Below are 25,024 nucleotides of genomic sequence, written 5' to 3' on the forward strand. Positions count from 1 at the left end.
AGTGCAGAAGTTCATTCTTTTCACATGAGAATATTCACTTTTTTCATATGAGATGATTCATCCTCGTCCCATTTTCTTATATCGGTAACAGCATCGTTACTGAAAAACCACTTGTCCCATCTACAATAATTTTTCCGTTTACAGACGCTGTTCGCTCCTCCATCCCCATAATACCAAGACCTTTCTTAACGAGAGTCGCACCTTTTCCGTTATCCTTCACTTGCACCTTTACCATCTTATTAAGCACATGAATATCGATTGAAATGACTGTCGCATCAGCATATTTCATCGCATTTGTTAATGCCTCCGTAACATTTTCACCGATAATCTTCCACTGAATCGGCGAAATCATATCTAAATTCCCTTTATATACGAAAGGAATATTTATATCATGCTTACCGGCAAATTCCTCTATGAATAATTTCATACGATGTATACCAATTTGCTCTGTTGGTGGCTTCATATTTTTTAACGTAATGCGAATGCTTTCAATTCCTTCTTTTGAAATATGAATTGCATTTTGCAATAACTCCGCAGATTTTTCTTTATCTATGTCCATTAATCTCTTCGCTGCTTCCATTTGAATGAGTGCACCTGTCATCGAGTGACCAATTTTATCATGAATTTCTTGTGATAGCCGATTTCTTTCTTCTAACTTAAATGTGTATTCTGACTGCCTTATGTACTCTTTATTTTCATTTAGACTTTTCGTCAATCGCTGCATATCTTTTCGCATCTTATCATTTTGTGATTCAAGCTTTAATACACGTGATATATACCGTTCTGCCATAGTTAATAAGATGAAAGAAAATGCAACAATTAATCCATATGTCATTCGAATACTTTCATCTGTAAAGGTAATAGGAATCATCATAATGATAAAGAGCTGCCATTTCTTCTCTATATAACGAAATGTAATTTCATATAAGTTCAATGGTAAAAACAAAATAAAAAACGGATGAATTTTCCATGTAAATAACATAACTACACCAATTGACACAGAAGTTAATATGCTTTTGTACGTATCTTTTTTACATATAGAAATTAGCACGTTTACAGAAAGATATACAAGTAAAGTAAGTATAATCCATGGTAAGTTCGCAACATTTAAATAAATGTAACTAAACACAATATATATAAAGACAATTAATTTACTTACAATTAACCAAAATTCCATATCTTTAATCTACTTTCCCTGTTAAGTAATAAATCGCAATTTGTGTGCGATGCTCTAGTCCAGTTTTCCCTAAAATAGATGTAATATAATTTGCAATTGTTCCTTCTGATATGAAAAGTTGCTTCGAAATTTCTTTGTTCGAAAACCCTTTTGCAATTAATGCGATAATACTAAGCTCTCTTTCAGTAAAAAGACTCTTGTCTATTTTAGACTCTTCTCCTTTACTTTCCACTAAATTACACTTAATTTTATCAAGAACAACATCTTGCATAACAGTTTGGCCGTTATATACTCCTTTTATTGCATCACGAATACGCTCTGGGTCATTATTTTTTAATAAATAACCTTTCGCTCCGTTTTTTACTGCGTCCAAAATATATTCATCATCATCGAACGTCGTTAAAATAAGTGGTTTCGTTTTCGTCTCTTCACAAATGAACTTCGTTGCCTCTACCCCATTCATATTCGGCATACGAACATCTAAAAGAGCGATATCAACGTCGTTCTTTTTGCAATATTCCACCGCTTCTTTCCCATCATTTACTGTATCTACCACTTCGAACTCTTCATATGTATTTAAAATAATTTTCATGCCTTCTCTAATAAAAGAATTATCATCTGCTATTAATATTTTAATTTTCATGTTTGTTAGTATGGATCTTTCCTACTAACATTCACATCCTTTCTCCTCGTAACATTTCCTACTTGCTCATTATATACTTCTCTCTACCATTTTTTCACACCTTTTTCATATAGCCTCCCTGCCAAAAATATATTATTCTTTTTTTACAACATGTGTAGGGTGACCGGTCATTTCTTACGTCTATATAATAGAATGCGTCAAAAAGGAGGGAGAGACCCATTGAGGAAAAACAATTAATTGAAAAAGCACAGCAAGGAAGCGAACATGCTTTTCGTATCCTTGTGCAAACATATCGTCATTATATTTTCCAAGTTATCTTTTCTATTGTAAGACATGAAGAAGATGCGAAAGATGTTACACAAGAAGTATTCGTAAAAATTCACACCTCTCTCCCAAATTATCAATTTCGCGGATTAAAAACGTGGATGGCGCGTATTGCCACCAATCACGCTATTGATTATAAGAGAAAGAAAGCTAGAGAAAACGAAGAACTCTCCTTATGTAAAGAAACTGAGGGAAATATAAAATCCTCTCATAATATTGAGGATTTACTATTGACGAAAGAGCAAAAATTACTTATTGCTCAAAAGCTGAGAGAACTTCCGGAAAATTACCGTGACGTCGTTCTCGCACATTACTTAGAAGAAAAAAGCTATCAAGAAATTGCCTTACAGAAAAACATTGAAGTAAAAACAGTCGAAATGAAACTGTATCGGGCAAGAAAATGGATTAAAAAACATTGGAAGGAGGAAGAGTTTCTATGATGCATTATTCAAAAGAAGATTGGAGCAATTATACATTAGATACTATAGCAAACAATGAACGTGAATCTATGGAAGAACACCTTTATGAATGTGATCATTGTTTAGCACTTTATATGGAAAGTATTGATGAGCAACATGAAAACCTTCCAATGATAAATGATGATTCATTTACAAACGAAGTTATGACGCAAATAAATTTTGAAACGCTACAACCTAATGAAACTATAAAAACAAACTCACTAAAGCGCACGATTATTCATTACATAATTGCGACTGCGGCTACCATTATTTTCATGGCAAGCGGTTTATTCCAATATATTTTCACAGCGACATCAAATTTTGAGAAATCTTCCAAAGAAAATGAAACTTCTATTTCACAACAAATTGTAAACAAAGCAGCGCATACATCAAAACAGGACGGAGGTTCAAATCATGAATAAAAATCCCTTTTTAGCACTTGTATTAGGGCTAATTCCCGGGCTTGGACATTTATATTTAAAAAAGCTAGGACGGTTTATTTTATATAGTGGAGGAGCTTTATTACTATTTTCTTTTGCAGTTTTTTGCGTAGTAGAATTAATAGCGCGCGAACTTGCCTTCCTTTCTCTATTTTTACTAGCTGTGTTATGGGTGGTCAACTTATTAGATTTAGTTATCACAATTGTAAATCAATCGAAAAAACAAGCAACCGGAGAATTTACAGAGTCCTCTAAAGAGAGCGAACGTTTTTATATCATTCTCCTATCGATCATCCCAGGACTTGGTCATTTCCAATTAGGGCTTATGCAACGTGGACTTACATTTTTAGTAGCTTGTACAGGGATTGGAAGTATGATTATATTCGTTTCACTCTTAACATCTCAAGGGAGTTTCCTTATCTTCCTTGTTACGTTACCTGTTTTATGGATTTATAATTTCTTCGATGTTGTTCAACAACTCCAGAAAAAAGAACGTGGTGAGCAGCTAGATGATCGTACTATTTTCGAAGAGTTTGAAGAGCACCGTGAACAAGGAAAGAAAAATAAAACATTCGCTTCTATTTTAGCAATGTTTCCTGGAGCAGGACATATGTATTTAGGCTTACAACGTCGTGGTCTTCAGCTTATGGCAGCCTTTTTACTTTCAATATACTTACTTGACTTATTAAGGCTTTCTGCATTTTTATTTTTAGTACCAATCATTTGGTTTTATAGCTTTTTTGATGCGTTACAACAAACTGCAAAATACGGAAAAGAACGCGTACATGACGAACCTATTATTGATTATTTCATAAATCATCAAAGATGGATCGGTATCGGATTAATTACACTCGGTGGTTATTATTTATTAGATCAAACAGTCCTTCCTATTTTGAATGATTATGTTGCAACTATATTTAATATTCACCTTAGCGAACTATATTATCGCTATTTCCAAACCTCTATCGTTGCACTCCTCTTAATTGGTGGCGGCTTTAAATTGTTACTTGGAAATAAAGAAAACAAAGGTGGGACAAACGAATGAGAACATGGCGTGTTGGAACATTCTCAATGGGGCTTTCTATTATTGCATTAGGTTGCTTCTTACTATTTTCAGTTATAAAAGGCACTCAAGCATTAGATTCTTTAACAGCATGGTGGCCTGTTTTACTTATTATACTTGGCGTGGAAATTTTACTATACCTTCTATTTTCTAAGAAGGAACAATCATTTATTAAATATGATATTTTCAGTATTTTCTTTATCGGCGTTTTAGGAAGCGTTGGAATTGCTTTTTACTGTTTACTATCAACTGGATTGCTAGAAGAAGTTCGTTACGCCATTAATACAACTAGACAAACAAACACGATTCCAGAAAGTAAACTTAACATTCCTGAATCTATCAATAAAATTGTAGTCGATGCAGGTACAGATAACCATCCTCTAACGATAGACGGAAGAAACTCAAATGAAGTTAGCCTTCTTGGAACATACGAAATGACGACAAAAGGAAATGAAAAACCAAATTTAAAGCAAGAAGATTTTCTTTCAGTTCAAACGACTGGAGAAACAATGTATATAACATTAAAGGCGTTACCGTTTCATCAAAGAATGTTTGGTCACGAACCACGCGTAAAGCCGACGCTTGTACTACCACAAACGAAACATGTAGAAATTCGTGCTTCTAATCGAGATCTTTCTCTTTATCCAGGTCAATTACAAAACAATTGGTTTGTACAAGAAAGCTCAGGTGTATCTGTTCATTTAATGAAAGAAAGTGACGTATCTCTAACAGCAGTAACAAATCAAAAAGAAGCATACGGAAACACACCTTGGGAACAAGTAGAAGATTTAACGAAAAAAGAAAATAATTCTTCAGAAGAAAATCCAGAATTAGACAAGCAGGAACATTGGTATAAAAATTCGATTAAAACTGGAAATGGGACGTACAAGTTAAACATTGAGAAAGCTTACAATTTAAACATGAGTGTTATCGAAAAATAAAAAACCTTCCACAATTGTGGAAGGTTTTTCTTATATAATCGCTTTAATTCCCTCTAACACTAATCCAATCATAAATCCGCAAACAGCCCCGTTCACACGGATCCATTGCAAATCTTTGCCGACATTATTTTCAATCATTTCGATTAACGTTTTATCATCTAACTTATCAAGGTTTTCTTGCACAAGCTTTCCGATTTTCGAATGATTCTTTTCAACGAGTGTAACAACTTGCTTTTGTAACCACTCCTCTATTTTTTGAACAGTTTGTTCATCTTCTTTTATTTTATTCATTTGTGTTTGTAAAAATGGAATAACATACTTATCCGTAAATTCTTCATTTTTCACAAAAGTAATTGCCCTTTGTTGTACTTGCTCCAGCATCTCTTTAATTTTGTCAGTAGCATCCCAATTGGCAATCCATTTTTCTTTCCAATTTTCTAATTCCTGTAGTAAAGCTTCATTTTCTTTTACATTTATAATTTCTTGACGAATTTTTGTTAAAATAAGTTGTCTTGTGCTATTATCAGCATCTTGTAAGCTGTTAATATTGCTAATGATAAACTTCTGCAAAATGCCACCAATTTTATCTTCATCTACAATGTTCATAAATGATTTCAAAGTAAACTGCAAGAATCCATCTACTTTTATATTTTCCATCGCCTTCATTCCTAAGCTTCCAAGCTGATAACGAGCTTCATCTTGCGCTGTCCAATCTTTCACCTTTATTAATATGTAATCCAGTGTCTTCTCATCATATTCTTGCACAACTAATTGATTAACAAGCACTTGTAAGATGTTACTTGTATTAATTGTATGCAAATACGTTTTTAATTCTTTTTCAATAATAACAGCTAACTTTTCCGTATCTATTGTAACAATCGCTTTCTCCGCAATCGTTACAATCCCTTTTTTCACAGCATCAGACTGCATTTCTCTCTCAGCAATTTGCAGCACCATTTGCGCTAGCTGCATTTCTTTTACTTTATTCGTAATACTTTCTTTCGTTAGCCATTCATTTTCTAACGTATTGATGAGTCCTTTCGTTACTCGTTTACGGTTTTTAGGTAACAAAGCTGTATGCGGAATTGGAATTCCCATCGGGTGACGGAATAAGGCTGTAACTGCGAACCAATCTGCAAGTCCGCCAACTAATCCAGCCTCAAATCCTCCTTGAATAATCTCTCCAGCTATCGTTCCTTGAAAAGGGATTGAAGCTGCAAAGCCTACTCCCATAACCCCAAGTGAAATACCCGCTATATATTTAGTCTGTAATGACATCGTATACACATCCTCTTATTATGTAAAATAAAGCTTTTTGTTGTATTTATTCAATATTAGTTATCCTTTATATATACTATAAAGAACTATTATGAAAATAACAAAGATTTTTATGTACATGAAAAAATGAGGCTACAATTAGCCTCATTTTTCTTATCGGTGCTTATTCCGAACCTTTCTTATAATATCCATTCATTACATCTTTCGGAACCATACTACCGCCAGTTCCCCATACAATATGAGTACCAGTCTTCATCTTCTCTGTTAACTGTTGCTTTTGTAAATACTCATCTTCTTTACATAACTTCACTGGCCCTATCATACCCGCTAGTGCAGACGGCTCTAAATAAATATTTTCCGTATCCGCAAGTTCTTTTAACAACTTATATAACTCTTCATCACTTACTGTATAATTTCCACTCAAAAATGGTTCCATCGTTTTCCCAACAAATCCTGATGGTCTTCCTACCGCAAGTCCGTCCGCATCTGTTTCATTATCAATCCCGATATCTTGGACAGCTATTTTATCATGAAGTCCTGTCATTAATCCGAGTAGCATACATGGTGAATGTGTCGGCTCTGCAAAGAAGCAATGTACGTTGTCTTTAAACAAGAGCTTTAAACCAAATGCTACTCCGCCAGGTCCGCCCCCTACTCCGCAAGGAAGGTAAACGAATAAAGGATGTTCTTCATCTACTATAATCTTTAACTCTTCTAATTGCTTTTGTAAACGTGATGCTGCGACGGCATATCCTAAAAATAAATCATGGGAGTTTTCATCATCGACAAAATAACAGCTAGGATCAGCATCCGCTTGCCTTCTTCCTTCCTCTACTGCTTTACTATAATCAGCCTCATATTCAATAACGTTTACACCTTTACTTCTTAATAAATCTTTTTTCCATTGTTTCGCGTCTGCTGACATATGAACAGTCACATTAAAGCCTAGTTTCGCACTCATAATCCCGATGCTTAGACCTAAGTTACCTGTCGAACCTACTGCAATAGAATATGTTGCAAAAAACTCTCTACATGTATCACTATCTAAAATGGAGTAATCATCTTCTTCTGTTAATATTCCATGTTGCAATGCTAATTGCTCAGCATGTTTCAACACTTCATAAATGCCACCTCTAGCTTTTATTGAACCTGATATTGGAAGGTGACTATCACATTTTAATAATAGTTCTCCTAGTACAGGCTTCTCATATCTTTTCTCTAAAGATTGTTTCATAGTAGGTATTTTCACTAAAGGTGATTCAATAATGCCGTTTTTTTCTTTCGTTTCAGGAAAAACTTTCGCAATATATGGTGCAAAACGCTTTAATCTCTCTTCCGCATCTTTTACATTTTCTTCATTAAGTGGTGAAGCTTTTATTGCTGTTTCATACTTTTCTATATTCGGGTTTATCCAAAACACTTCTTCTGTTGCAATAAGTTTATTAACTAATGGATACTCTGCTTTTAATTCCCCTATTTCCTTCATTCCGTTTCCTCCTCATATCCTTGTAGCTCACTATACAATAAATTATAATTAAATTAATTTTAATATAGTTTAACATAAAATACAGTTTTGGTTAATTTTAATTTAATTTATTTAAATATAATTTAACAATTATAAAGGAGAATGTTTTATGGAAAATATAGATATTGGTAAAAAGATTGAAAAGCAAAGAAAAGAAAAAGGTTTAACTAGTAAAGAACTAGCAAAGATGGCTGAAATTACACCATCTATGTTAAGTCAAATTGAACGTGGTTCTGCTAATCCTTCTATTCAAACGTTAAAGGTACTCGCAAAAGCACTTGATGTTCCAACATTTAGCTTTTTACTTGAAGAAACAAATACAGATGATTTAATCGTACGCTCACATAAACGTAAGAAAATGATTATCGATAATTTATCATATGAAATGCTTTCACCTGATTTCACAGGAAATTTAGCAACGGCAATTATGACTATCCCACCGGATACTGCCTCATCAGAAAATGTTCTAGAACATAAAGGAGAAGAATTGGCCTTCGTATTGGATGGAACCATTACATTGCACCTAAATGAAGAAGAATACATATTAGAAACTGGTGATAGTGTAAAAATACCTGCTTATTTAAAGCATAAATGGGTAAATCAATTTGAAAAAAATGCGATTGTCTTATTTTCTGTTACTCCGCCAATTTTTTAATATATATAATAAAAATAGCCACGTACGGATACATTCCGTATATGGCTATTTTTTTGGTATCAACAAAATCCCTAAACTAATAACAACAAAACTCATTATTTGCTGTATGGATAGGCCAAATAAAACTGCATTTTGTTCACTAATTAGCGAAATTATAACGTGTGCAATTCCCTCAAAGATAAAAAAAGTACTTATATTCTTTCCATTTCCTAATCTTTCATTTTTTAGCCATAACCAACTAATTATACAAAGAGCGAGTATGATCTCATATATGAAAATAGGATGGTATAAAAATTTAGATTCATATATTTTCATTCCCCAAGGTAGTGTCGTTTGTGCACCTACTTCTCGGTGGAATAGAAAATAAAAGATAATACTCATACACAACCCAAAAGGCAATGCATCAAATAAAATACGAAGTGAAAATTGATCCTTTTTACTTTTCCAAACAATGTATACACTCGCTAGTATGCATCCTACCATAATATGCTGCATACTACCTACAGCTACTAACGCTTGCACCGGCGACCTAAAAGCCCATACAGGATTTAAAATGGCCGGTGCAAATTTCCATACAAATACGATGATAAGGAATGCATTTGTTACTGCATCCATAAGTTTTTCATATGACACACTTTGGTGCATCATCTTTCGTTTCATCAACATAAATCCAATTAAACTTCCAATTATAAGAGATACGGGTTGTAACCTCATGATCCACTCCATCACTACGTAATCCCCTCTTAATTCTCAATTAATTTCTTAAATTTCTCTTCTAATTGATCTGGAGGTAATACACCTCGTACATGTTCTACTATAATGCCATCTTTATTAACAAAAAATGTCGTTGGTAAAGAGAATACTTTATAATCTAATCCAGCTACTCCATCCATATCTAATAAAACAGGAAACTCAAATCCATGGCGATCCGCAAATGCGCTTGCTTCTTGTACCGGGTCACTTACAGTTGCATTTACTGCAAAGATTTCAATATCCTTTTTATATTTGTCATAAAAATGAACTAAGTCAGGCGCTTCCATTTCACACGGTCCACACCATGACGCCCAGAAATTAATCACGTATGGTTTTCCCTTTGCATCATTTAACGAATACAACTTTCCATCTAACCCTTTCAATGTTATATTCGGTGCTTTAAATCCTACTTGTGGTAATATTTCTTTCTCTTGTAATTCTGCTTGTTTCGCTTTTCTTTCTTTTTCTTCTTTCTTTGAATTATAAAAGTTGACTCCCGCCCAAACGAGCGCTCCTACTAGTATAATAGCAATTAGCTTCTTCACTTTTCTTCCTCCAATCGCACTACATAAAGTAGTGTTAATTCTTAAAAAAAGAGGCTATATGCACTCTCCCACAATAAGTACAATCGATAGACAGAATAAACATAATGTTACATATACCGAATTCGTATGTAACGGCATATTAAGCTTAACAACTTTTTCATTTAACACTTGCTCAATTCGTAAATTGATTGCTGTTTTTGCAAATGAGGCTGTAACACATTGATTTTCCACTGTCTTTATTTTCATTAATTTTAATAACGCACTACCTAACTCGAATGAAGATTTCATTTTTTGCATCGCATATTTATCTGCTGCTAACTCTTGATACGCCTCATATCGTTGTAGTAGCCCTTTTAATATCGGGATGTATATCATGCCCTCTGCTAACAACGTAAAGCAAAATAATTTTAGCGGATCTCGATTGTTTTGATGATATTCTTCATGGAATACAATCGCATCAATCTCTTCCTCTGAAAACGTTTGAAGCATCCCTTCTGACAGGACAACTTTCGGACGAAATATCCCAATTGTAAATGCTGCTACTTTCGTAGTCGGCAATATATATATTTGTTTTCCTTTTCTAATGAAAGGGAACAGTACTTTTTGCAATTTTTTACTATAGAAAAATTGCCGCCAAAGTCTTTTGCACACGATCAGTACAGTAAGTAATAACAATCCAGCTATTATAATACGAATGAGCGATAATTCTTTCATATGCTTTTCTAACTGAAACAAGCAAAATTTCGAAAGAAAGAACGCCTTATTTTGAAAAAGAAATGGATATGTAACGTAATACACTAACATGCTGAAAAAGAGAGTACTTACAATTACTGCTAACAATACGATTTTACGCGTTTGCCATTTCATTTTATCGATCCTCTTTTTTTAATTGGCTCAATTTGTCTTCTAATTTTTTGATTAAAGTCGGATCAGCCTGCTCTAACTCATCTAGCATATGATTTACAACTAAATCTCCAAATTCCCCCATTAATTCCTGTGTCATTTTCTTCGTTTGATTGGATAAGAATTCTTCTTTTGTTTGTACTGCACGATATATGCCACTTCTTTTCACAGTCTGTTTTTCTAAGTGGAACTTCTCTACTAACCTGTTCATAACTGTCATAACAGTATTAAAATTCACCGGTGATTCTTCACTTAATTTCTGCTGCACTTCTTTAATGGTAATACCTTCAGTAGACCAAACAATCTCCATAATTTTCGCTTCAAGCGGTCCAAAGAAGTGATTTAAGCCTTGCTCATTTAACTTATAGTTTTGAGTAAACATAGTGAAGCTCCTTTCACACTACGAATTGTAGTATAAATTAAATGAAAGGTCAAACTTGAATAATACAACCGAATATCCACTAATTATGAATATGGATTCCATTCCACTCATTGTAAACCTAACTTCTCTCCAAATGTATCAAAGAGATAATACTCTAATATTTGCGCACTAAACTTTTCATTGCGCCCAAGTGCAAATAATTCCTTATCTCTCGCTACGATAGTATCTAACGGAATAACCACATTATCCACTATTTTTGTAATTTCAATTATATTACTTTCTACGTTTACTTCTGTTTTAAATTCAATATTTTCTAATACTATATGTGAACGTCTTCCTGATGCAAAAAAAGTAAAGTTAGGATTTTTAAAAATGCCAATCTCACTCTCTAACGGATATAAATATCGAAAAATGATATCTCTGTGTCCATCTTTTATTATTTTTTCATCTCTTTCATCATCCAAATATTCTTTTACCTTCGCTGCAAACTCAAATCGGAAATCCACTCTTTCACGCTCCCTCACTTCATTTCATATTAAATAAATATATTTAAATAATTTTACCATATTGTAATACAAGTTCCCATAAAAAGTAAAAAACATTTTATGAAATCATTACTATTTCCTCGGATTATATATACATACTCTATATTTAATGATTTTTCGTAATATTCATCTAGATGACTTCTATATTTTGTAACGATATGTATCTCATATTATTTATCAACCTATCGTTTCTAATTCCTTACTATGTAAAAAATACTGCACCTCTTACTATTCTTATATAATTTTTCTTTCCTCCTTCCATATCATCATTCATTTATGGAAGGAATGTAACTCTCTTCTATCGAATTTTTATATAACAAAAATGATTAGGTGGTGCTTTACTATGAAATTAGCTGTCATTGGTGGCGGTGATTTACAAGATTCCAATCACTCGCTTATTAATGAACGACTTATAGAATTAACAGATAAACAGTATCCAAAAGTATTATTTATCCCTACAGCTAGTTATGATGATGAAAGCTATATAAAACTGTTTTTAGACACGTTTGAAAAACAATTACATTGTGAAGTAGAAGTTTTACGTACTATAACTGATACACCTTCGAAATATGAAATAGACGAAATGATTCATTCAGCTGATCTTATTTATCTTGGTGGTGGAAACTATATTCACATGCTTACACAATGGAAAGAACATGAACTAAATGAAAAGTTACTATCGGCTTTGAAACACGGCACACTTATTGCAGGATATAGCGCTGGGGCTATGTGTTGGTTTACATCTAGTATCCGATCGGATTATGAGGGGTCTGGCTATATCGAGAGTAACGGATGGAGTATAGTGAACAAAAGATTTTGCCCGCATTATAACCAATTAAACAGAATGAACGCCTTTCATTCCTTTTTACAAAATCATCAAGGTAGTATAGAAGGGATTGCACTAGAAGATAATTGTGCTTTATATATTACAGAGGAATCCTTTGAAATTATCGGTGAGCCGGAAAAAGCGTGGGAGTTTTATATGAGTGATAAAAAACTCATTAGACAACATTTTGATATAACTTTAAAAAGCTATTTGTAAACCCACACTTACAAAAAAAATGTCCCTAAGTGTAATAACTTAGGGACATTTGTATGATTTAACTAACTAATCGTGTAATTCGTTTCTTCTGCCATGAAAGCTTATAATATGCATACTGTAATATTAAACTGACAATAAACGCTGCCGGGTACCCAATCCATATTCCTTCTATTCCAAGGCTTGTATGGTAAGAAAGGTAATACGCTACAGGCACCTCAACAAGCCAAATTGATACAACACCGATAACGGTTGGCCATAGTACTGTACCACTTGCTCGCATTGTCGCACTAATAATTTGCGCATGCCCGAAAATCAAATAGCTCCATAATGTAATCATAACTAAGCTATGGGCAATATCAATTGTAGTTTGACTCGTCAAAAATAGCGATAAAATGTCTCTTGAGAACAAGTAAATAAGGGATATTAATACACCACCGATGACATAATTCATAATAATTCCGGCCTTTACAACTTTCTGCAATCGATCAAACTGATTCGCACCAATTGATTGCGCCGCAAAAATGGAGACAGTAATACCAAGACTAACGGCTGGCATCTGTACATAACTTGCAACTTGGTTCACAACACCATAAGCAGCTGTTGCATCCGAGCCGTAACGATTTACAAACGCAATTACCGCGATTTCAGATAATGAAACTAATATCATATTAATACTCGCTGGAATACCAAGTCGTAGCAATAGCTTTAATAACTCCCCATCCATCCGAAGGTATTTTCTAACCGTGCCATCCAATTGTAATGGGTGATTTTTCTTCTTTAAATACACTAACATGACAATAAACGTAATAACTGTAGATATAACAGAAGCATAAGCTGCTCCATACACATCTAATTTCGGAGCTCCTAACCATCCAAAAATAAGAATTGGTAATAAGATCATATTTAGCGCTGTACTTACAATTAAAAAATAAAATGGCGTTTTAGAATCTCCTGTACCTCTCATAAATGTTGTGTATGCGAAATATAAAAATAATACTGGCATCGATATAAATAATATTCGTGCATAATGTACACTTATTTCAATAATGTTTTCTGGCGTTCCCATTAGGCGCATAATATCCATCGCAAAAATACTACCTATTATCGCCAACACAACTCCAATAATAAATGTAAACGTCAGCGTCGTACCAACGATCGCTTTTAAACGATCTTCGTTTTTAGCACCAAACGCCTGACCAATTAATATAGAACTTCCTGAACCAATACCAATTACGAATGAAACGAGTAGGAAAAATAACGGAAAGAAAGCTGATATAGCTGCTAAATCATTTACACCAAGCCATCTTCCTACTACTACCATACCAAATAATTGTCCAACTGATTGTAATACATTACTTAATAGTAACGGTACTAAAAACACCGACATTGATTTCCATATCGGTTTACTCTCACTTTCTAACTTGTGTGACTCCGCACCTTCTTTATTATTCTCTGTAGGTGGTTTCAAATTTCATTTCTCCTTTTATTCAAAATCTATTTTCAAACTCTATCTCTTTGTATAGTTGTTATAATGATGTGCTACTATTCATTTTCTTTTATGCATTATTATAACTTCACCCAATATTGGCTTCCATCAGCTGTTCTATCTAAAAAACCATACTCAATTAAATATCTTCTCAAAGTTACGAAATCTGGGTATACATTTTCTATCACTGTATTTACTTCTTTTTCAGTATACTTTTTATTACTATCAAACTTCTTCACTAAATGGCGTAATATAATCAATTTACGCTTTTGCTTTTTTGGAAATTTAGAAAGCGGTCCATCTAATCCTTCTGTAAAATGCGCTTTTAATACTTCATCATTTTCTTCTTCCGTAATATTGTAGCGATCATCTACCATTGTTGCTGTTCTATGAATTGGTACAAATTTCGTTTGTACTTTTGATTTTTCTTCTGATAATTCCATTAACGCTAAAAATACTTTTGCTTGCTTCATTTTCTCTCGTAATGTAAATCGATGATTACGAATTGTTGATGTACTTCCGCCATCCATCTCTTTTACAATCTCTTTATCATTCAGTCCCATATGGAAAAACTGCACCATTTTCTTTTGCAAATCCGTTAAACCAGTAAATTTCTTATCCATATTTAATAAATAATCAAACATAGATGTATGCTCATTCTGAATATGCAATTGGGCAAACTTCTCTGCTTCATACAAAACTTGATTATCTTGATAAATAACGCCTTTTATAAACGTTTCTCCGCAAGCTAAACAAATATATTCTTCCGCCGCTGCATCAAACACATATCCTTTCTTCAATTCCTCCACCGATGCATCCCAAAATTTCTCTGAAATATCGCTCATACTAAACACTCCTTCAAAACGTTTATTTTAAAAACAAACATTTCATAATATCGTTTGTTATCACTTCATCATCTTAACATACCGAAAATAAACATTTCAATGTTTCGTTTGCCTATTTTATAAACTTTTATAAAAACGTCTATTAAATAATCTTGTAAAAGGGTTTAAAACAACGAAAAGCGAATGTATTTAATACATGAATGAAGATAGGATGTGACGCAAAACATGATTATTCTACAAGATCCTTGGTTTACTGTTAATCAAATCGCCCGAAATACTTATGCGATTAGTGAATATGGACATTGGGAGAAAGTACATTCAATTTTAACTACAAAAAAGGTGTTTCCGTATAAGAAAACACCCTTCACTTTTTATATATTCTATTTACAGTCTCTACTAAAACCTTACTTGCTTGTACAAATGTATGCTTTCGGTTTCTATCTTCAACAAATGTATTAGCACAACTACCCATAATCATAATACAACTAATTATAACTAACACTATCTTTCTATTCTTGTAAGTCATTTCATGCCACTCCACTATTACAAAACTTCTTTTGAATTTATCCCATCAAGAAATTTTACATGAATAATAAAACGCGTGAATATGCAATTCTGCATATTCACGCGTTTTATTACGATGTTATGATTTAATTTAGTTAAAGTACATGTATACCGAGGTGACCAACTTGAAATTTAAAGCGAAAAAAAATCCATTTCACGTCATTTTCATTTCATTATTTATCATGATTTTTTTCATTTCGCTATTCTTCCAAAATAAAAATTCTATTTTTTTCACTCTCATGATGCTGCTAAATGTCGTAAATCTTTCTTCCTTCTATTTTTCTCACTACAATATAACTGCATCATCTCTTATTGTAAAACACGGTTTCATATTTCATACTGAAATTCCATTTGAAGACATTCGTCACGTTAAATACGCTGGTAAAAAACTTCATTCAAAGAAATGGACTAGACAGCAATTAGAAATCCATTACAATTTATTTGACTCAGTTACCGCTTTTGTACCACTAGAAGAAGAAAAGTTCATTTCACTCTTAAAAGAAAACTGTCCACATATGAAAGTATTGAATATGCCTGCTAACAAATAATAGATTTTGAAGCTTGCAGGAGTGCAAGTGGATAAAACATAAAAGGAATATCAAAAGACGCCAAGATTCTATACTAAGAACCTTGGCGTCTTCTATTATTCTTTCGGAGCAATCATTTTTTTCGGATCAACAATTTCATCAAATTGCTCTTCTGTTAGTAATCCAGATTGCAACGCTGCTTCTTTTAAAGTTAATCCTTCTTTATGAGCGTGCTTCGCAATTTTCGCTGCATTTTCATATCCAATATGCGGGTTTAGCGCTGTTACAAGCATTAATGAACGATTCACATTTTCATTAATCACTTCTTCATCCGCTTCAATACCAACTGCACAATTGTCATTAAACGAAACAATCGCATCTGCTAATAAGTGTGCTGATTGTAAGAAGTTGTAAGCGATAACTGGTTTAAATACATTTAGCTCAAAATTACCTTGGCTCGCAGCAAACCCGATTGTTGCATCATTCCCCATAACTTGCGCTACAACCATTGTTAATGCTTCACTTTGCGTTGGATTTACTTTACCTGGCATAATAGAGCTTCCTGGTTCATTAGCAGGAATAATAATTTCCCCAAGACCACTACGTGGGCCACTTGCAAGCCAACGTACATCGTTAGCTATTTTCATTAGATCTGCAGCTAATGCTTTTAATGCACCATGAGTATATACAACTTCATCATGACTCGTTAAGGCATGGAACTTATTTGGTGCAGAAACAAATTGTTTACCTGTAAATTGGCTAATTTCCTCTGATACCATTTCACCAAATTTAGGATGCGCATTAATACCAGTTCCAACCGCAGTACCTCCGATTGCTAACTCTTTCATATATGTATTGCTCTCAGCAATCATACGCTCTGTTTTTTCAAGCATACGGTGCCATCCGCTAATTTCTTGCCCTAATGTTAAAGGTGTTGCATCTTGTAAATGTGTACGACCAATTTTAATAATGTGTTCAAATGCAGTTACCTTTTCTGCTAACGTTTCTTTTAACTTCGTAATCGCTGGTAATACGTGATTTTCTACTGCGATTACACAAGCTACATGAAGCGCTGTTGGAAATGTATCATTTGAGCTTTGAGACATGTTCACATCATCATTCGGATGAATATGTACGTCAGATCCGATACGATAAACTTAACTAAATCTATACAATTCAATCAAATTTACACAAGTTAGTGCTTCATCGTGTTCTCGCAGCCCCAAAGGGACGAGGGGTATAACACTCCACACGAGGCAGTATCGTTACCTCCTATTATCAAGCATTTATTTTACCCATCTTGATAAATTTATCGCAGCATTTACATCCCTATCGTGATGGCTATTGCATGAAATACAACACCACTCACGTATTTTTAAACTCCACTGTCCTTCTGGTTGAACTGAATGGTCGTATTTAACTCCGCAACATGAGCAAATCTTGCTTGAAGCGAACCATTTATCAGCTTTTACATACGCAATGCCGTACTTCTCGCACTTGTATGATAAACATTGAAAGAAGAAGTGTAATTTTTGAAAGGTAAATGCTTTCGATAGTTTTTTGTTTTTTAACAGGTTTGAGATAGATAAGTCTTCCACAACAATCCTCATTGGTTTGGTTTTCACCAATTTAGCTGTTGCTTGATGGATATGGTTATTTCGGATATTCATAATTTTCCTAGATAACCGCAGGTGCTCAGCTTTCGCTTTTTCATATCCGGCAGACTGAATTTTCACACCTTTTTTAAATCTCCTAGACATATCTCTTTGCGCTGACTTTTTCCTTTTCAAAAGTTTTTTAACCTTAGCATCTTTGTTTATATTTCGTTCTTTCATACCATTAGAAGCTACAAAAAGTTCTTTTAAACCAACATCCACACCAATCGACTCATTCGTTAGTTCTTGTGATTCAAAGTCTTCTTGGAATCCTACACTCATCCACCAGTGACGACCATCAAATGTAACTCTTGGATTGGATGGTTTTTTGTTTCTTGGTAGTTGTTGGCTTGTTTTCACTTCTCCAATAGACTAAATATGAACGACTTTCTTTCCTATAATCAGTCTTTCATAATTGGCATAAAATCCTTGCATTAAATCTTTTTTGGATTTATAAGAAGTGTGAGAACCATTTTTGTACTTTTTGAACGAATTTTTTCTCGCCGTATCAAAATCTTTTGAAGCCTGTTTGGGAACTTGTGCATTGATGTCATTTAACCACTCATATCTCTTTCGCTTTTTGATCTTTGTAAATCGTTTCTGTAAAGCTAACTGTGAAACAGATTTTCCAAATAGCTTATAGTATCTATCACTCATTCTTTTACAATAGTTATAAGCAAATCTCGCAGCACCGGCATGGTTTCTAAGCACTTTTTCTTGTTCAGGCGTTGGAATCAGTCTGACTTTCTTCGCCAATATCATCAGAATGTAACTCCTTTAATGAAAGATTTGTTCTTCTGAATCGTAGCGTGTTCCACCAGCATTCTCCTGAGACTACCAGGATACAAACCTGTTAATTCCGATACTTGACTAACTCGTGAAAATTTCATTATTACTCTCACCTCATTGAACAAAACAGAGAACGTACGTTCGATATTTTCAATGAAGTTTGATAGATTTAATAAAATTTATCTTGTTCAACTAAGGGCGCAACTCCTTAGCCAGTTCTCTTATGAACTTCTCCTGTTTTCACATGAGCGCAGACTATATGTTTATCTACTTAAAGATAGAGGATTTTTCCACCACCATAGGCTTGTGATGTACTCTCGTCAGTTATACGAGATAGTCGTTGAACGTTCATCTTATCCATTTTGACTTAGATGATTCGAGGCGGAAGACCCATTGTTCTAGTGTTTAGGATTTAACCTTGCACCATCTGATTGATTTTTTCTGCTTTCGCGACATTCACGCTCGCTATTTCTAGCCACGTTGTAGTTCAATCAGCTTTAGGGATTGCCCGCAGTTAACCCTCACTACTAGCCAATCACTTGACTAGCAGGGCTTACTGATATATTTAATTAACTTTCGTTATAATTGGTTAAATAAATCGTAACAGTTAATTACCCTTCTCTTTCAAAATTTGATTCCCTCGATTTGCAATTACTTCGTTCACATTCATATTTGACTGCGTACCACTACCCGTTTGCCATACGACAAGCGGAAAATGTTCATTCCATTTCCCTGCAATTACTTCGTCAGCTGCTGCCACAATTGCTTCTGCTTTTTCTTCTGATAGCTTTCCTAATTTTTGATTGCTAAGTGCTGCACTCTTCTTTAAAATGGCAAATGCTTTTACAATTTCAAGCGGCATTTGCTCCGTTCCAATCGGGAAGTTTTCTTTACTACGTTGTGTTTGTGCTGCCCATAATTTATCAGCTGGAACTTTTATTTCTCCTATTGTATCTCTTTCAATTCTGTACTCCATGTTTTCATCCCCTTGAAAATATAATACCTACATTTCTTATAATAACAGACTTTTACTCAAATGATAAGAATTCTCACTCTTATATATAAATATTTCAGACTTTTTTAACAGCCTCTTAACATAAAATGTGCCAGAAACAATGTGAAGCATGAATAAGTGCGGTATCCATCCCATTCTAAATAGGTACGCTCTGATAAAAAAATCACCTTCTACATAACGTAGAAGGTGATTTTTGATTTATGACGCTTCTTTTCCTTTTTCAGCATCATCCACATACCAAATGAATTTGCCTGTATATCCATAAATAACTGCTAAGATTAATGAAACAAAGCTTAACCACATAAATGGAACGTATGAGAACGTTGCTACACCTAAAATACCAGCCATAAAAATACCATTATCAGACCATGGAACCATACCTGAAGTTAGCGTTCCACCTACTTCTGAGTTACGCGCTAATACACGACGGTCTATTTTTAATTTATCATAGCTATCTTCCATAATTTTCGGTGTTAAAATTAGTGATACATACATCGCACAACCAAATATATTGGCTAAGAATGCTACGATTAATGTAGACAATGTTACATTACCTGCAGAATTTAATTTCTTTTCAAATTTTGATACGATTACTTTTAAAACACCTAGTTTTTCAAGTAATCCGCCAAATCCTAAACCGAAAATGATAACGGCTACTGATCCAAGCATACCGTTAATTCCACCACGATTTAATAACTTGTCCACAAACTCAACACCAGATTGAATTGAGAATCCGTTATAAGCTGTTCCAATTGCCTCTCCAAAGTTCATCCCTTGGAAAAGAGTTGCCCAAATTGCACCAATTAAAGCTCCCATTGCAATTGTTGGCATAGATGGTCTCTTCATTGCTAATAGAACAATAACAACGACCGCTGGAACAAGCATCCATATTTTAATATCAAATTGCTTTAATAAAGCTTCTTTCAAAAACTCTACTCGGTTTAAATCTACATTATCGCCGCCATACATCCAACCAGCTACAGTAAACATAATGCTTGTAATAATATAAGCCGGAACATCTAATACAAGCATAGCTCGAACGTGAGCAATAACATCTACTTTTGCCATAGAAGCCGCAAGAACTGTACTATCAGACAGTGGTGATAATTTGTCGCCGAAATAAGCTCCTGAAAGAACTGCACCAGCAACAAGTGGAAGTGGTAAACCAAGTCCTTCACCAATCGCCATCATAGCAATACCTGCTGTTCCAACTGTTCCCCATGATGTTCCTGTCGCGATAGAAGTTATCGAACAAATAATTAATGTTGCTAATAAGAATATGCTAGGGTGAATAAATTCTAATCCATAATAGATTAATGTTGGTACAACGCCACCAGCAATCCAAGTTCCAATTAAAGCACCTACTGCAACTAAAATGAGTATTGCTTCTAACCCGTTAGAAATCCCTTTCGTAATTGCATCTTGCAATTCTTGATAACGAAATCCTAATCTTAATCCAAGCGCAATTACTAAAAACCATGAAATAAATAGCGCCAATTGAATTGGGAGATCAAAAATCGTTTGGAAGGAAAAGACAACAGCAAGAAATAGTAATAAAAGAACTACGATTTCTAGCATTGATGGTAATCTTACACTTTTCATTTTTTCTCTCCTTACAAGTCGATAACATGACGTGTGTCGTCTTACATGTATGTAATATACAATTAGCGAAGACAAAACAAAATTTTCATATTATTTCGATTTATTTTTCCAGTATAATATAACACCTTTTCTATTGTAAAAGTAGATGTTACTTTTCGCAATGGAAAATATAAAAAATGTTACATTTTTATATAAAACAATCCAAGAATAACTTTTTTAATATTTGCCACAATAAGATTTTTTACTATTATCCTCAGTTTTTAAGAATCACCATTTTTATCCACAAAAAAACACACATCATTAAAATGATGCATGCTCCATTTTTATTTATACATATTTTGTATTTCTTCTTTGTTTTTAAGTAATTCCGCAACCTTATCACTACAACCTTTTGGAAATAATATTCCAAGTCCATATGAATGCTCAAATTGAAAATGAGGGTGCTTCTCTTTTACCTCATCCCAAAACTTATACACGCCGAAATCACCGCTTTTAACTTCAATATCATGAAATAATACAATACCATTTTTCGCGACTTTAGGTAGCCACGTTCTATAGTCGTGAGAAACTGCTTCATACGTATGATAACCATCAATATGTAACAAATTTATCGTTTCATCTTGAAACTGATCCAAGGCCTCATCAAATGTAGATCGAATTAAATTCCCTATATTCGGATAACTAATATTCACAACTTTTTTTACTAAAAGAAAAATCCCTTCTCCATATGGACCTGTATGCTCATCTCCAGCCCAAGTATCTATTGCAAAACATTTAGTCGATAACCCTCCATCTTTTACCCCCTGACAAAAACTAAAAAAGGAAGCTCCTAAATGTGTACCTAACTCGACTAAAGTTTCTGGCTTTTCAAATCGTACTAAATCATATGCGAAATCTAAATGTCCACTCCACGCAGAATGTGCCCGAATCATATGACTATAATTATCAAATTCAAATGATGGTTTATGAGTAATCCAGTTCATCTCATAGCTCCTTCTATACATATTTTTAACAATCCAAATTACTCTTATCTTTATTTTTTTATCATTGTAATTATGATTTTATTTCATAAAAAGATGAAGAATTAGCTCTTTTTATTGAGATACACTATCCTATACATATGCAACTAATGGCTTATTCATTTTTTCTACTTTACTTACTTTTACAAGTGGAAATAGCATTCCTTTATATGTCATTCCATCTAATTATCCTGTTATTTTCACCAATGTTTCTTTTTGGGGTTTTTCAACGTTTTGTCCCTTAACAATCATCCCCAGACTGATGCATCCACAATTCAACAAGTTATGCAAATTAAGCAAAAAGAAGAAAGATCCTCCCCCTTCAGAATCTTTCTTCTTTGAATTTTACAATATCAATTTCAACTTTTCACTTTTTTTATTTACATAGTAATATTCAATCCATTGAACTTTATTTCTTCAAGATCATATCCGAAATAATCATTGGGATATAGGAACTTTCCCCTTGGGGCGTTTTTACATTCGTATCATAATGAATAGTAAGAACTTTTATTCCCTCTACATCTACTGTAACAGGTTCCATCGGACTATTTTTGTTGATTTTCTTTTCGACAATTGGTGTTCCTACAATTTGTTTCGTTACCTTATCTACTTTATAATCATCCCCATATACACGAACAATATAATCACCTGTATGAACACTTTTTCCTTCTCCAGCTCCTATATTAAATGTTACTGTTTTGTAATCATCCGCAATTGGATATTGGTAATTTCCAAATCTAGTTGTCTCACTTCCTAAATCGAAATCGGCACCAACTGCTTTCATAGCATCATAATGCGATTTTCCACTCACATCTTTAAATCCATAAGTAGAAGGTAATTTGTTACTCCGATTTGTTTCTATCGCTAGGAATCCAGTCAATGATACTTCATCCAATTCTTTTCCTGTTGCTAAATTAAAGGCATACAGTGCACTTTCAACGGAGAAATAAATGACACCATCTTTTTTCCCTACTGTTTCTTTTAAACTAATAGTTGATTCAAATGGAATCTTTGTTCCCGCAAATAAAGAACTTGTTTCAGATTTGATCCCTACCTTTGTTGAACTTACATACCGTGTAACAGGCTGATAGAAAGAAATTTCAGGGCGGTCTTTTATATCTTTTTTCAAATCTAAAATACCTGCAATTTTTATCTCTTTATAATCTGGCGACAATTCAATTGCTTTCACTTCCACATCCATGTCTTTTCCTTCTTTTTTCATGGATAGCCCACTATAAGATGGCGTATCAATTGCTTCAATACCTGGAATATCCATTGTTCCACTTGATGGTTTTAATTGGATTGTTTTTTTATCTTTTTCCTCATAACCACCATCTGCTTTTCTTTCGAATACCACATCCATACGAACAAGATTTTTACCACTAAAGTCCTTATCCAGTTTATATAAATGAACTTCTCCTTCATCAGTAACACGTGTTTCTATTTTCATCCTGTCTACAAATATATCACTTGTACTATCTTCGGCAATAACAGTAACTGCCATATTATCCTCATCTAAATGAGCTATTTCCCCTTCATATCGTAATGCTAATAGTGTATACCCTGTTACTTTATCTTTTGTATACCCTAAATACCGAATCGCTCCACTTTCATTTTCATATAAAAGTTGTTCTTGTTTTTGAATTTCTAATGGAGCTTTTGCATATGTAACGTTTTTTTTCACTTCTTTTCCTTTTTCACTCTGCTCTTTTACTTTCTCACTTTGTTCTTTTACTCCATCTGTTTTTTTCGTTTCTTCCTGCTTCACTTCTTTCATGACTTTCTCTTTTTCTTCACTTCCACAAGCTGCCATTCCAAAAACTGCCGCAATTGTTAGAAGCGAAATCCCTATATAACGTTTCATTCGTTTCCTCCTCTATATGCCCGAATCACATAAACGAAAACGACATTCCCCGAATTCTTTCGAGTAAATAGATTCTATCAAAATGATACAAATACAATTTCTTGAAATCATACAACTCATTTATCGCCATTTCATGATATACACAAAAATCATGCATAAATATTTAAAGCGGATACCTACATATCTTTTTTCTTAGCATGAGTTATTTTTCTCGTATTCGGAACTGCAAACGGAATGAAGTATGTTACGATGACAAGTAGAGAAACGAATAAACCTACTTTTCCACCGAGATAAGAATATTTCCAAGGCGCATATAAATTATCTGTAAGAAATAACAATAACCAGAAACACACATTTGGAATTCCAGATAATAAATAAAAAACCCCTGGGTTTCTTCCTATAATTATTCTATACATACTAATTGTGGAAAAAAGAGGAGTAAGATATAGAAAAAAGAAAATTGAAATTTCTTCCCAGATAGGAATGGTAAATCCGCTCACATCCTTTGCTCCAAACGCATTATACCAAGGCATAAAAAAAGTAAAAATAAGCGTACACATGAAAATACATCTTAACAGTAATGTCAATTTGCCACCTCCTGCACATTGTAAAATCAAGTTATGGAAACAACGGAACGTTCTTATGATTGTGAACTCGAATTGACTGCAATTGCTTCTACTCTATCTGTTTTCACATTTTACACTTCTAAAGTTAAATCCCAATAATACCCATACTCACTTCATTTTTTCATCTTTTACCCCCATATACATTTTGAAAAGCCTTTTTCATCATGCCGCTTCTAGGAATTGTATTCACAAATACCTATCTGGCATGAGATCCCCTTCCTCCCACATCTTATTAATATGCGGAAATCTTACTATAAACACACTTTTATGTGTTGCCAAATGTCAAATAATTGTTGTAGATTGTTAATGTTTCAGATCATCTTTTTATGAGCTTGATGCAACTAAATAGTGGAGAAAG

At 33.7% G+C, this 25,024-nt stretch carries 23 protein-coding genes and 4 pseudogenes; 8 read left to right on the forward strand and 19 right to left on the reverse strand.

All coding sequences use genetic code 11. The features are described 5' to 3' along the window. Positions 1 to 76 precede the first annotated feature (76 nt). Together EUC40_RS17310 and EUC40_RS17315 are read right to left on the reverse strand one after the other, a co-directional pair. Positions 77 to 1,177 (reverse strand): sensor histidine kinase, encoded by a 1,101-nt coding sequence (locus EUC40_RS17310; RefSeq protein ID WP_156576128.1) that lies wholly within the window; start codon positions 1,175 to 1,177, stop codon positions 77 to 79. A 4-nt stretch (positions 1,178 to 1,181) separates the two neighbouring features. Next, positions 1,182 to 1,820, reverse strand: coding sequence for a response regulator transcription factor (locus tag EUC40_RS17315; protein WP_071712612.1), 639 nt, complete (start codon positions 1,818 to 1,820; stop codon positions 1,182 to 1,184). A 281-nt stretch (positions 1,821 to 2,101) separates the two neighbouring features. On the opposite strand from EUC40_RS17315, the gene EUC40_RS17320 reads away from it, so the two are divergent. The 4 genes from EUC40_RS17320 to exsE are packed head-to-tail and all read left to right on the forward strand — an operon-like array spanning position 2,102 to position 5,046. Further along, positions 2,102 to 2,584, forward strand: a complete 483-nt coding sequence (locus EUC40_RS17320; RefSeq protein WP_242660477.1) for an RNA polymerase sigma factor — start codon at positions 2,102 to 2,104, stop codon at positions 2,582 to 2,584. Then, a complete protein-coding gene (locus EUC40_RS17325) occupies positions 2,581 to 3,024 on the forward strand; it encodes a hypothetical protein (protein WP_156576129.1) in 444 nt (147 codons plus the stop codon). The genes EUC40_RS17320 and EUC40_RS17325 overlap by 4 nt, the downstream gene beginning before the upstream one ends. Beyond that, positions 3,017 to 4,087, forward strand: a complete 1,071-nt coding sequence (locus EUC40_RS17330; RefSeq protein WP_156576130.1) for a hypothetical protein — start codon at positions 3,017 to 3,019, stop codon at positions 4,085 to 4,087. The genes EUC40_RS17325 and EUC40_RS17330 overlap by 8 nt, the downstream gene beginning before the upstream one ends. Further along, positions 4,084 to 5,046 carry an exosporium protein ExsE gene (gene exsE, locus EUC40_RS17335; RefSeq protein WP_156576131.1) on the forward strand — a complete coding sequence of 321 codons (963 nt, stop codon included), beginning with the start codon at positions 4,084 to 4,086 and terminating at the stop codon, positions 5,044 to 5,046. Before EUC40_RS17330 ends, exsE begins: the two co-directional genes overlap by 4 nt. A gap of 30 nt (positions 5,047 to 5,076) precedes the next feature. On the opposite strand, the gene EUC40_RS17340 is transcribed toward exsE, so the two are convergent. Then, complete coding sequence (locus tag EUC40_RS17340) at positions 5,077 to 6,324, reverse strand: DUF445 domain-containing protein (RefSeq protein ID WP_156576132.1); 1,248 nt, start codon at positions 6,322 to 6,324, stop codon at positions 5,077 to 5,079. Positions 6,325 to 6,487: 163 nt separating this feature from the next. Further along, entirely contained in the window at positions 6,488 to 7,810 is a 1,323-nt protein-coding gene (locus EUC40_RS17345) for a D-serine ammonia-lyase (protein ID WP_156576133.1), read from the reverse strand. Between the two features lie 148 nt (positions 7,811 to 7,958). Between EUC40_RS17345 and EUC40_RS17350 the strand changes: the two genes are divergently transcribed. Beyond that, a complete protein-coding gene (locus EUC40_RS17350; RefSeq protein ID WP_071712359.1) occupies positions 7,959 to 8,504 on the forward strand; it encodes a helix-turn-helix domain-containing protein in 546 nt (181 codons plus the stop codon). A 45-nt stretch (positions 8,505 to 8,549) separates the two neighbouring features. Here EUC40_RS17350 and EUC40_RS17355 read toward each other — a convergent pair whose 3' ends face one another. The 5 genes from EUC40_RS17355 to EUC40_RS17375 all read right to left on the reverse strand — a co-directional run bounded on the left by EUC40_RS17355 (position 8,550) and on the right by EUC40_RS17375 (position 11,593). Continuing rightward, a complete protein-coding gene (locus EUC40_RS17355; RefSeq protein ID WP_156576959.1) occupies positions 8,550 to 9,230 on the reverse strand; it encodes a prolipoprotein diacylglyceryl transferase family protein in 681 nt (226 codons plus the stop codon). Between the two features lie 17 nt (positions 9,231 to 9,247). Then, entirely contained in the window at positions 9,248 to 9,802 is a 555-nt protein-coding gene (locus EUC40_RS17360; protein ID WP_151625929.1) for a TlpA family protein disulfide reductase, read from the reverse strand. 54 nt (positions 9,803 to 9,856) lie between these two features. After that, the gene (locus EUC40_RS17365) at positions 9,857 to 10,669 is read right to left on the reverse strand and encodes a M56 family metallopeptidase (RefSeq protein WP_156576134.1); all 813 of its coding nucleotides are present in this window, start codon (positions 10,667 to 10,669) and stop codon (positions 9,857 to 9,859) included. Position 10,670: 1 nt separating this feature from the next. Then, a complete protein-coding gene (locus EUC40_RS17370) occupies positions 10,671 to 11,087 on the reverse strand; it encodes a BlaI/MecI/CopY family transcriptional regulator (protein WP_151625925.1) in 417 nt (138 codons plus the stop codon). Between the two features lie 107 nt (positions 11,088 to 11,194). After that, positions 11,195 to 11,593: a DUF3942 family protein gene (locus EUC40_RS17375; protein ID WP_156576135.1), complete on the reverse strand. Its 399-nt coding sequence runs from the start codon at positions 11,591 to 11,593 to the stop codon at positions 11,195 to 11,197. A 382-nt stretch (positions 11,594 to 11,975) separates the two neighbouring features. On the opposite strand from EUC40_RS17375, the gene EUC40_RS17380 reads away from it, so the two are divergent. Then, positions 11,976 to 12,674: a peptidase E gene (locus EUC40_RS17380; protein ID WP_156576136.1), complete on the forward strand. Its 699-nt coding sequence runs from the start codon at positions 11,976 to 11,978 to the stop codon at positions 12,672 to 12,674. A gap of 58 nt (positions 12,675 to 12,732) precedes the next feature. Here the strand turns inward: EUC40_RS17380 and EUC40_RS17385 are convergent, their stop codons facing one another. Further along, positions 12,733 to 14,142, reverse strand: coding sequence for an MATE family efflux transporter (locus EUC40_RS17385; protein WP_071712353.1), 1,410 nt, complete (start codon positions 14,140 to 14,142; stop codon positions 12,733 to 12,735). Between the two features lie 98 nt (positions 14,143 to 14,240). Next, positions 14,241 to 15,005, reverse strand: a complete 765-nt coding sequence (locus EUC40_RS17390) for a DUF2087 domain-containing protein (RefSeq protein ID WP_071712352.1) — start codon at positions 15,003 to 15,005, stop codon at positions 14,241 to 14,243. Between the two features lie 225 nt (positions 15,006 to 15,230). Here EUC40_RS17390 and EUC40_RS17395 point away from each other — a divergent pair, with 225 nt between their 5' ends. Beyond that, complete coding sequence (locus EUC40_RS17395; RefSeq protein WP_156576137.1) at positions 15,231 to 15,464, forward strand: hypothetical protein; 234 nt, start codon at positions 15,231 to 15,233, stop codon at positions 15,462 to 15,464. Positions 15,465 to 15,694: 230 nt separating this feature from the next. Then, a complete protein-coding gene (locus EUC40_RS17400; RefSeq protein WP_156576138.1) occupies positions 15,695 to 16,117 on the forward strand; it encodes a PH domain-containing protein in 423 nt (140 codons plus the stop codon). A gap of 95 nt (positions 16,118 to 16,212) precedes the next feature. Here EUC40_RS17400 and EUC40_RS17405 read toward each other — a convergent pair. The 8 genes and pseudogenes from EUC40_RS17405 to EUC40_RS17435 form a co-directional block, all read right to left on the reverse strand. Next, positions 16,213 to 17,238 (reverse strand): annotated as a pseudogene (locus EUC40_RS17405) (class II fumarate hydratase); the annotation flags it as partial. Positions 17,239 to 17,382: 144 nt separating this feature from the next. Further along, positions 17,383 to 18,513: pseudogene (locus EUC40_RS17410) on the reverse strand (RNA-guided endonuclease InsQ/TnpB family protein). A 640-nt stretch (positions 18,514 to 19,153) separates the two neighbouring features. Continuing rightward, positions 19,154 to 19,516, reverse strand: a pseudogene (locus EUC40_RS17415) (lyase family protein); the annotation flags it as partial. A gap of 237 nt (positions 19,517 to 19,753) precedes the next feature. Next, a complete protein-coding gene (gene nhaC, locus EUC40_RS17420) occupies positions 19,754 to 21,157 on the reverse strand; it encodes a Na+/H+ antiporter NhaC (RefSeq protein ID WP_156576139.1) in 1,404 nt (467 codons plus the stop codon). Between the two features lie 323 nt (positions 21,158 to 21,480). After that, on the reverse strand, positions 21,481 to 22,140 hold the full coding sequence (locus tag EUC40_RS17425; RefSeq protein WP_156576140.1) for a class I SAM-dependent methyltransferase: 660 nt from the start codon (positions 22,138 to 22,140) through the stop codon (positions 21,481 to 21,483). A gap of 129 nt (positions 22,141 to 22,269) precedes the next feature. After that, positions 22,270 to 22,451: pseudogene (locus tag EUC40_RS27310) on the reverse strand (TIGR03943 family putative permease subunit); the annotation flags it as partial. Positions 22,452 to 22,585: 134 nt separating this feature from the next. After that, positions 22,586 to 24,040: a hypothetical protein gene (locus EUC40_RS17430; protein WP_156576141.1), complete on the reverse strand. Its 1,455-nt coding sequence runs from the start codon at positions 24,038 to 24,040 to the stop codon at positions 22,586 to 22,588. 176 nt (positions 24,041 to 24,216) lie between these two features. Further along, a complete protein-coding gene (locus EUC40_RS17435; RefSeq protein ID WP_156576142.1) occupies positions 24,217 to 24,627 on the reverse strand; it encodes a hypothetical protein in 411 nt (136 codons plus the stop codon). Positions 24,628 to 25,024: the final 397 nt, after the last annotated feature.

The sequence above is a fragment of the Bacillus luti genome, assembly GCF_009739945.1.
Classification (GTDB): Bacteria; Bacillota; Bacilli; order Bacillales; family Bacillaceae_G; genus Bacillus_A; species Bacillus_A luti.